The sequence below is a fragment of the Streptomyces milbemycinicus genome, from assembly GCF_002154605.1.
GTDB lineage: Bacteria > Actinomycetota > Actinomycetes > Streptomycetales > Streptomycetaceae > Streptomyces > Streptomyces milbemycinicus.
In genome coordinates this window covers 1-9396 of the sequence record NZ_MUNE01000602.1, presented here as the reverse complement: position 1 = coordinate 9396, position 9396 = coordinate 1, and the positions used below count along the sequence as shown (strand labels likewise).

General features: G+C 71.1%; 7 protein-coding genes. 6 read left to right on the top strand and 1 reads right to left on the bottom strand.

Annotated elements, in window-relative coordinates; all coding sequences use genetic code 11:
• A partial coding sequence (locus tag CCN51_RS40150) for an L-histidine N(alpha)-methyltransferase (RefSeq protein ID WP_143676033.1) occupies positions 1 to 4396 on the bottom strand: 4396 nt, incomplete at its 3' end.
• Positions 4397 to 5077: 681 nt separating this feature from the next.
• Between CCN51_RS40150 and CCN51_RS40145 the strand changes: the two genes are divergently transcribed.
• The 6 genes from CCN51_RS40145 to CCN51_RS40120 all read left to right on the top strand — a co-directional run.
• Entirely contained in the window at positions 5078 to 5938 is an 861-nt protein-coding gene (locus CCN51_RS40145; protein ID WP_014182218.1) for a 3-hydroxyacyl-CoA dehydrogenase family protein, read from the top strand.
• A complete protein-coding gene (locus CCN51_RS40140) occupies positions 5938 to 6618 on the top strand; it encodes an O-methyltransferase (protein WP_014182219.1) in 681 nt (226 codons plus the stop codon). The genes CCN51_RS40145 and CCN51_RS40140 overlap by 1 nt, the downstream gene beginning before the upstream one ends.
• Entirely contained in the window at positions 6615 to 6896 is a 282-nt protein-coding gene (locus tag CCN51_RS40135) for an acyl carrier protein (protein WP_014182220.1), read from the top strand. The genes CCN51_RS40140 and CCN51_RS40135 overlap by 4 nt, the downstream gene beginning before the upstream one ends.
• Positions 6883 to 7989 (top strand): acyl-CoA dehydrogenase family protein, encoded by a 1107-nt coding sequence (locus CCN51_RS40130; RefSeq protein WP_014182221.1) that lies wholly within the window; start codon positions 6883 to 6885, stop codon positions 7987 to 7989. Before CCN51_RS40135 ends, CCN51_RS40130 begins: the two co-directional genes overlap by 14 nt.
• Positions 7986 to 8972 carry a 3-oxoacyl-[acyl-carrier-protein] synthase III C-terminal domain-containing protein gene (locus tag CCN51_RS40125; RefSeq protein WP_014182222.1) on the top strand — a complete coding sequence of 329 codons (987 nt, stop codon included), beginning with the start codon at positions 7986 to 7988 and terminating at the stop codon, positions 8970 to 8972. Before CCN51_RS40130 ends, CCN51_RS40125 begins: the two co-directional genes overlap by 4 nt.
• Positions 8973 to 8982: 10 nt before the next feature.
• Positions 8983 to 9396: HAD-IIIC family phosphatase (locus CCN51_RS40120; RefSeq protein WP_143676032.1), on the top strand; the 414-nt coding region annotated here is incomplete at its 3' end.

Below are 9396 nucleotides of genomic sequence, written 5' to 3'. Positions count from 1 at the left end.
CGCCCGGGCGCAGCAGCTCACGCGCCTTGCGCAGGGTCGCGCGGAGGTCGGAGGTGGCGTGCACCACGTTGGTGGCCACCACGACATCCACGCTGCCCGGTTCGAACCCCTGCCCGGCCAGGCTCAGTTCCAGGTTCAGGGTGCGGAAGCGGGTGAACGGATAGCGCGCGCCGAACCGGCGCTCCGCGCTGTCCAGGAACTCCGGCGAGATGTCGGTGAAGACGTACTCGACCCGGTCGGCGTATGCGGACAGCGCCGGCAGCACCCGATCGGTGGTCGCCCCGGTGCCGGCCCCGAACTCGACCAGGCGCAGCCGCTGCCCGGCGCCGAGCGCGGGCAGGGCCGCGCGCGCGTGCTCGGCCACCGCCCCGGCGACCAGCTCGTTGAAGGAGTCGGTGAGCGGATTGCCCCGGTAGAAGTCCTGGACCAGCTCCATCGAGGCGCCTGGGAACATGATCTCGGTGGCGACGACCTCGCCGCGCAGCACCTCCGGGTAGCTGCGCAGGAACAGCCGGGTCAGCGTCACGGTGGCCGCGATGTCCGGGTGGTCGGCGGCGATCCGGTCGAACTCGCCGTCCCGGCGGTGCGGGTCGCTCTCGTCCGGGGTGGACACCGCCTCGACCTCGTCGCCCCGGACGGTGAGGTGTCCGGCGTCGGCGAGGATGTTCAGCAGCGCCGAGTGCAGCCGGTGGTACTTGGGCACGATGCCGAGCCGGTCGGCGAGGCCGGACACCGTGTGCCGCTCGCCCGGCCGGAGCAGGGCGCCCATCCGCTGGTAGACGCCGAGCAGCACGGACTCGCACAGCGCGGTCAGCCGCTCGTAGCCGGCCACCACCGCGTCGGCGCCCGCGCCGGCCGTGGCCGGCCGGCCGATCCGCTCGGCCAGCGCCGACCTGCGCAGCCCCATCGCCTCCAGGGCCCGCCGGTCCGCGCGGATGGGCATGACCTGCACGAGGGAGCCGGCCAGCACCCGCTCCAGGGCGTCGAGCCCTTCACGTACGGAGAACTCGGCGACGCCGCTCTTCTGGAAGATCTGCTGCAGGCCGGGCTGGGCGCCGGATCCGGTCCTGCCCCAGTAGCCCCAGTTGATCACCCGTACGGGATGGGGGCGCTCGGTGGCGAGCAGCCGCCCGTAGGCGTCCTGGAAGGTGCTGGCGGCCACGTAGGCGGCGTTGCCCGCAGCGCTGACGTATGAGCCCACGGAGCTGAAGAACGCCAGGAAGTCCAGGGGTTCCCCGGCCACGGCGGCGGCCAGCGCGAGCGAGCCGTCGACCTTGGCGGCGATCGCGGCCCGCAGCTCAGGCTCGGTGAGTTCGGCGATGGTGCTGGTGTTGAACGTCATCGCGGCGTGGAACACGCCGTGCAGCGCGCCGAACCGCTGCTTGGTCTGCGCCACGGCCTCGCGCAGCGCGGCCGGGTCCGCGACGTCCGCCCGCAGGTGCAGCAGCCGGCCGCCGGCCTCCCGCACCCGCCGTGCGGTCTCCTGCTGTTCGGGGCCCAGCTCTCCGCGGCTGAGCCACACCAGGTTGGCGCCGTACCGCGACGCGAGGTCCTCGGACAGGGCCTGGCCGATGCCCCCGGTCCCGCCGACCACCAGGTAGGTCCCGCCGGTGCGGTAGGGGGAGCGCTCGGGCGCGGGCAGCGGGGCCGCGACCAGCCGCCGTACGTGCCGGCGGCCGGCGCGTACCAGCACGGCCCGGCCGGCCGGGTGCGGGGGCTCGGCGAGCACCGCGGCGAGCGCCTGCTCGGGGTCGGTGTCCGAGACGTCCACGCAGGTGATGTCGAGGCCGGGGCACTCGGCGGCCATCACCTGGGCGAAGCCCAGGATCCCGGCCGCGTGCGGGTTGTCCTCGTGCGCGCCCGCGGTGACGACGGTGAGCCGGCCCTGGGTGACGCGCATCCGGAACAGCGCGAGCACGCCGTCCCGCAGCCCGCCGTCGGAGGTGTCCGGGAGTCGCGTGCCGCCGAGGTGGTAGAGGTGACCGACCGGCTCGGCGAGCAGGGCCGCGGGGTCGTCCCGGTCCAGGCGGAACAGCCGGGCCCCGGGGTGGTGGCGCAGCAGCGCCCGCGCCAGGGCGTCGGGCTCGCCGGGGGTCAGCACCGCCACCCGGTGCGGCTCAGAGGCGGGGGGTGCGGGGGCCGTCTGGTCCTCGGGGCACCAGATCGGCTCGTAGTAGCCCAGTTCGGGGCCGTTCGGCGGTACGGGCGGCCGGTCGGTGGGCGCGGGCTCCGGGTGGCGTACTGCTTCGGTGGTGGTCCGGCTGGTGGCGCGCGCCAGGACCGGGGCGGGTGCGGGGGCCGGTCCGACGTGGCCGGCCGGGAGCGGGATCCAGTAGCGCTTGCGGGCGAAGGGATAGGTCGGCAGGCCGATCCGGCGGGCGCCGGTGCCGGGCCAGTCGGCGGGGGCGCCCTCGGTCCACAGCCGGGCCGCGGTGCGCAGGTCGCCCTCGGCCAGGGCGCGCGCCAGCCGGTTCCCGGCGTCCCCGTCCCGCGATCGGCGGGTGCGGCTCGCGTCGTTCAGCTCGACGTCGGCCGCCTCGCCCGCCGCGACTGCCTGCAGCAGTTCGCGTACCCGGTCCAGACCGGTCGCGGGGAACGCCAGCCGGACGTCCAGCTCTTCCCGGCCGACCCGCAGCGTGTGGGCGACGTCGGCCAGTGCCGGGGCCGGTTCGTCGCCCGCCTCGCCCGCCAGGTCGCGCAGCGACATCTCCCCGGAGACGGTGTGGTCGAGCCCCAGTCGCTCGCTCAGCGCGACCAGTTCGGCCGCGCCGAACCCGTGGTCCACGAGGTCCAGGTCGGGGTCCAGGTCCTCCGGGCGCACCCGAAGCACCTCGGCGGCCGTCCGGGCGCACTCCGTGAGGGACACGCCCGTGGTCGACCGCCGGCCGAGGAAGTCGGCCAGCTCGCCCGCGTACGCCCGCAGCCGCTCCTCCGTGAGCGCGGAGAGCACGATCAGTTCGGCGTCCCCGCCGTCCCGGGTGCGGGGTCTGCTGTCCCGGTACTCCTCCACGACGAGATGCGCGTTCGCCCCGCCGCCGCCGAAGGAGCTGATTCCGGCGCGGCGCGGGAACTCCACCTCCCGGCCGTCGCGGTCGCGCAGTACGGGACGGGTCCAGGGTTCGGCCTCCTGTTGCACCCGGAACGGCGTCTTTGACAGGTCGATGTCCGGGTTCAGCTCGGCCGAGTGCAGTGAGGGCGGAAGGACGCCGTGCTTCAGCTGCATCAGCACCTTGGCCAGGGCGGCGATGCCCGCGGCCGATTCCAAATGGCCGATATTCGACTTGAGCGAACCAATGGCACAGCCTCCACCGCCCGCACCGGATAAGGCACCGCTTTCGTCGCGGAATGCCTCGCGCAGCCCGGCGATCTCGATCGGATCGCCCAGCGGAGTTCCCGTACCGTGCGCCTCCACATAGGTGACGGTCCGGGGGTCGACCTGGCCCCGCCGCATCGCCGCGCGGATCACCTCGGCCTGGGCCGTCGGGTTGGGCACGGTGTAACCGCTGGTTCTACCGCCGGCGTTGACCGCCGAGCCCTTCAAAACCGCGTAGATTCGGTCACCATCGGCCTCCGCCGCGCTCAGCGGCTTGAGCAGAACGGCACCCACACCCTCGCCGTCCACGAATCCGTCGGCGTCCGCGCCGAAGCTACGGCATTGGTCACCGTGCGAAATCATGTGGCGGTCGGCCAGCATCCGCAGATGCATCGGGTGCAGGATCAGGTTCACCCCGCCGGCCACCGCCACCCGGCACTCTCCGCGCCGCAGGCTTTCGCACGCCAGATGCACGGCGGTGAGCGAGGCCGAACAGGCGCTGTCCACCGTGAGGCTCGGCCCGCGCAAATCGAGCACATACGACACCCGGTTGGCGATCGACCAGTGCGCGGAGCGCGCGTTGGTGTGCACCCCTAACGCGCTGCTCTCCCCGGCCAGCCATTCGTAGTCGTTGTTCATGACGCCGGCGAAGACGCCCACCGGATTGCCCGCGCCGAGCCCGCGGGGCCGATATCCCGCGTCCTCGATGGTCGCCCACACCGTCTCCAGGAACAGCCGCTCCTGGGGGTCCATCTCCTCGGCATCCGACGGCGAGATCTGGAAGAGCAGCGGGTCGAACTTGTCGACGTCCTCCAGCCAGCCGCCCCACTTGCTGTAGCTGCGCCCGCCCTGGCCGTCGGGGTGGTAGTGCTCGTCGATCCGCCATCGGTCGGCGGGCACCTCACGGACGCAGTTGCGGCCTTCGACGACGTTGCTCCACAGCTCGTCCGGGGTCCTCGCCGAAGGGAACCGCCCCGCCAGGCCGATGACCGCGATGTCTTCTCGCGCTGTCGCGGTTCCGGGCGTGGCATGTTCCTGCACGGATGCCAGCAGTTTCAAAAGAAGAGCACGCTTGTCGTCCATAGGCCTTTGTCTCGTGGTCAAGGTGACTCATGGCTCGAACGTCTGTTGCGGCACATGCAAAGCGCTGTTTCGCGCGGCGGCGCAGCGCACGACAGCACAGCGCAAGGAGTAATTCTCCGGAAAGGAACGGAATGCAAAAGCGAGAAGACTTCAGCTAAGCCCCCGTTAGCGTCACTGCCTGCGAACTACCCTGAGTAGTCGCTCCCCGTCAACTCTGACTGCCATCGCAACGTAACACCAGACATGAAGACGCGGCAAGAGTTATTCGATCACCTGCACCGATGGATACTCGGCGCCGGGGACGCCTCCTGCCAGCCCCTATCCACATCCGATACTAACCCCCACCCATATCCGATTCGCCCTCAATGCGAAGTGTGGAAACAAGCTGCCAGAAACGCAGAAACCAACCCCGGACGGCCACCCAAATGGCGTCTGGTGCCCTCTGGAACACGCGTGATCACGCGTGATAGGGTCCGACACCAACGGGCTGATATGAGAAAATGGCGTCGCATTTGTGAGTCATCACACATGGGGCCAGGGTGGCGATTTCTGAAATGGCGCACTTACGATCCGTCTGCCGCTGGGTAATCGACTTTCCGGCCCATCCCGCGCCGCCGATGAGACCCGCCCGGTCTGCTGTCCGTTCGATCCACTGTTGAACCGCACTGGCGGAGGTATGTGGTGAGCAAGGAAGAGCCGGCCCCCCGGCTGGCCGTACTGGGGGCCGGTGTCATGGGCACCAGCATCACGACCCTGGCCCTGATCCACGGTGTCCCCGTCGTCCTGGTCGAGACCGACCCCGAGAAGCGTGCGGGGGCCCGTACCAGGGTCGAGCGCGAGCTGCGGACGGCCCAGCTCCTCGGCGCCCGGCCCGACATATCCCAGGGAGAGCTGTTGATCCGCGCCTCGGCAGCCGACTGCCGAGGCGCGGATGTGGTGATCGAGGCGATCACCGAGGAGCCCGGCCTGAAGGTCAAGGCGCTCACCGAGGTCGACGCGGCGGTCGGCGCGGACACCGCGCTGGTCACCAACACCTCGTCCATCCCGGTGGACGAGCTCGCGGAAGCGCTGCCGCACCCCGAGAACCTGCTCGGGGTGCACTTCATGAACCCCTCGTACCTGATCCGCACGGTCGAGGTGATCCGCGGCTCCCGCACCGGCGAGCGGGCCCTGGCCTCGGTCGAGCGGCTGCTCGCCGCGCTCGACCGGCGCGGCGTCCGGGTCGGCGACGGCCCCGGATTCGTCACCAGCCGGGTCCTGCACCGCATGATCAACGACGCGGCGCGGGTGGTCCAGGAGGGACGGGCCACCGCCGAGGACGTCGACACGCTGATGCAGGACTGCCTCGGACACCGCACCGGGCCGCTGCGCACCGCCGACCTGATCGGCATCGACAACCTGGTGGACTCGCTGAAGGTGCTGCACGAGCGCACCGGCGACGCGGGTTGCCGCCCCTGCGAGCTGCTGCGGCGGAAGGTGGCCGACGGCGAGCTGGGCCGCAAGAGCGGGCGCGGCTTCTACACCTACGCGGTCGGCCTCTGATGGCAGGTCAGCTCGACCTCACCGACGAACTCCAGGACTATGTCCGGCGCATGTCGCTGCGCGACGACGACATCCTGCGCGACCTGCGCGAGGAGACGGCCGGAATGCCGATGCTCCAGGCGATGCTCGTCCTGCCGGAGGAGGCGCAGCTGCTCGCTCTGCTGGTGCGGCTGACCGGTGCGTACCGGGTACTGGAGGTCGGCACCTTCACCGGCTACAGCAGTCTGTGCATGGCACGCGCCCTGCCCCCCGGCGGCACCGTGGTCACCTGCGACATCAGCGAGCGCTGGACCGCCATCGCGGCCCGCTACTGGGAACGGGCCGGCGTCGCCGACCGGATCGACCAGCGGCTCGGGGACGCGGCCGGCACCCTCGACCAGCTGAAGTCCCAGTCGGGCGCGGACAGTTTCGACCTGGCCTTCGTCGACGCGGATAAGACCAACTACCTCCGGTACTACGAGCAGTGCCTGGAGCTGGTGCGCCCGGGCGGGCTGCTGGTGCTGGACAACACGCTGTTCTTCGGCAGGGTCGTCGATCCGAACGCACAGGATCCGGACACCGTGGCCGTTCGCGAACTCAACACCCGGTTGCGCGACGACGAGCGCGTGGAGATCTCCATGCTGCCCGTCGCCGACGGCCTCACTCTCGTCCACAAGAAGCCTGAGAGGAAGCAGAGATGAGCAACCCCACCGCCGACCGTCAGCTCACGGCGGAAGGAGTCGCGGCCGAGTTGAAGCAGTTCCTGCGGGAGCGCACCAAGACCGACTGGGAGTCGGACACCGATCTGTTCGCCTCCGGGTCCATCTCGTCCATGTTCGCGATGGAACTGGTCGTCCACGTCGAGCAGACCTTCGGTGTCGCCATCGCCGGACCGGATCTGAAGATCGACAACTTTCGTACGGTGAACGCCATGACCGCCCTCGTCCTGCGTCTGGCCCAGACAGATGACGCTGCGTGAGGAACTGGCCACGCTGCTGAGCGAGGAGGTCGGGGACCGGGCCGGCGACTGGGATCTGGCGGGTGCCATCCCGCTGGAGACCCTCCGCCGGCTCGGCGGCGAGGGCGTGCTGTGCGCGGAGGTCCCCGCCGAGTTCGGCGGGCGGGGTCTGTCCGGCCTGGACAACGGCGAACTCACCGCCCATGCCGGGACGTTGTGCAGCTCGCTGCGGTCCGTGATGACCTCACAGGGCATGGCGGCCTGGACCATCCAGCGGTTCGGCACCCGGGAGCAGCGCTCGAAGGAGCTCGCCGCTCTCACCCGGGGCGACCTCGCCGCGGTGGCGTTCAGCGAACCGCAGGCCGGCAGCGACCTCTCGGCGATCGCCACCACGGTCGTGGACGACGGCGACTCGGTGGTCCTCAACGGACACAAGGTGTGGTCGACCGCGTCCGCCTACGCCGATGTGCTGGTGGTGTTCGGCCGCTACCAGGACGGCGCGGCGGCGGTGCTGGTGCCCACCCGGGCGCCCGGAGTCACCGTACGGCCCATCCCGCAGCCGCTCGGCTGTCGCGCGGCCGGCCACGCCGACGTACTCCTGGAAGATGTGCGCCTGCCCGCGACGCGGGTGCTCTCGGGAGCGAGCGTGGCGCTCGGCCTGCTCACCACCATCGCGCTCACCTATGGCCGGCTGTCGGTGGCCTGGGGCTGCGTCGGCATCATCCGTGCCTGCCTGGGAGCCGCCGCCAGCCACGCCCGCGATCGCGAGCAGTTCGGCAAGCCCCTGGCCGAACACCAACTCGTCGCCCGCCACCTGGCCGAGATGTACGTGGCGGAGCAGACCGCGACCCGGCTGTGCGAGCACGCCTCCGGCTGCTGGGACAGCCGTTCCGCCGAGCTGAGCAGCGCATCGGTGCTCGCCAAGCACGCCGCCGCGGGCCACGCGGCGCATACCGCCTCCGCCGCGGTGCAGATCCTGGCCTCGGCGGGGTCGGTGGACGGCGGGACGGTGGCCCGGGCGTACCGGGACGCCAAGCTGATGCAGATCATCGAGGGCAGCGAGGAGATCTGTCAGCTCATCCTCGCGGAGCGCGCTCTGGAGAGGGTGACATGACCATCGGAACCGAAACCGCGGGAACCGTCGGCCTGGGGGCGGTGTACTGCCTGCTGCCGGAAGAGCGGGTGGCCGTCGAGGACCTGCCGGAGCTGGACCTGCTCAGCGACGAGGAGCTGAAGTTCGCCGAGCAGGCGGGTATCCGGACGGTCGGGGTGTTCCCCGACACCGAACCCACCGAACTCGCCGCCCGCGCCTGTCGGGAGCTCATCGCCGCGCATCCGGCCACCCCCGACCTCGTCCTGCACATCGGCTCGCGGGCGCCGGACGTCCTGATCGGCTCGGACGCCGGGAAGATCTCCCACCTCGCCGGGGTGACCGGCACCTTTCCGTTCACCATCGACGGCCTGGGCTGCGCCGGCTCCTCGGCCGCCTGGGGGCTGGGCCGCGATCTGATCCTCGGCGCCCCCGCCCGGCAGAGCGTGCTGATCACCTACGGCAGCCGGCCCACCGCCGCCGCCCGGGTCCGCCGCCCGGTCACGGTGATCGGGGACGGGGCCTTCGCCATGACCCTGGTCCGGGGCGGCCGCCCGCTGCTCAAGGCCCACCGGATGGAGGCCGACAGCTCCTTCCACGACCTGTTCAAGGTCGAGTACAAGGACCAGCCCTGGTCCCAGTGGCGCGAGGAGTGCGCCGACAACGACCGCTACTCCTTCGAGCTCGCCATGCAGAGCCGTACCCGCCTCGGCCCGCTGGTCGACCAGGTCCTCGCCGACGCGGGTGTCGGCAAGGGCGATGTGGCCACCATGCTGATGCAGAACGTCACCGCCAGCGCGTTCGACTTCTGGCACGCCACGCTGGGCGTTCCGGTCCACCCGGTCTGCGCGGCGCACCTGGCCGAGCTGGGCCACCTCGGCCCGATGGATGTCGTCCTCAACCTCGACCGCCTGCTGGCCACCGGAGAGCTGAATCACGGCGACCATGTCCTGGTGATCAGCAACAGCCCGGTCGCCGCCTGGACCGTAACCCTGTGGGAAGTGTGAACCGGGAGGGATGGACCACGTGACCGAGCAGCACCCCACCGTCAAGTGCCTGATCTGGGACCTGGACAACACCCTGTGGCGCGGCACCCTGCTGGAGGGCGACGAGGTCGAGATCCCCCCCGCGGTCAGGGACGTCGTGGTCGAACTCGACTCACGCGGCATCCTCCAGTCGGTCGCCAGCCGCAACGACCACACCCACGCCTGGGAGCGGCTGGAGAAGCTCGGGCTCGCCGAGTACTTCGTCCTGCCGCGCATCGGCTGGGGTGCGAAGTCCGTCTCCGTCCGGGCCATCGCCGATGAGCTCAACTTCGCGCTGTCGGCCGTCGCCTTCATCGACGACCAGCCGACCGAGCGGGCGGAGGTCGAGTTCCACCTCCCCGACGTACGCTGCTACCCGGCCGAGGACGCGCTGTCCCTCCCCACC

What these genes read in the sequence shown, in the direction of transcription:
- CCN51_RS40140 (WP_014182219.1), top strand. Translation starts at nt 5,938, where the DNA reads ATGGCAGGTCAGCTCGACCTCACCGACGAACTCCAGGACTATGTCCGG.
- CCN51_RS40135 (WP_014182220.1), top strand. Translation starts at nt 6,615, where the DNA reads ATGAGCAACCCCACCGCCGACCGTCAGCTCACGGCGGAAGGAGTCGCG.
- CCN51_RS40130 (WP_014182221.1), top strand. Translation starts at nt 6,883, where the DNA reads ATGACGCTGCGTGAGGAACTGGCCACGCTGCTGAGCGAGGAGGTCGGG.
- CCN51_RS40125 (WP_014182222.1), top strand. Translation starts at nt 7,986, where the DNA reads ATGACCATCGGAACCGAAACCGCGGGAACCGTCGGCCTGGGGGCGGTG.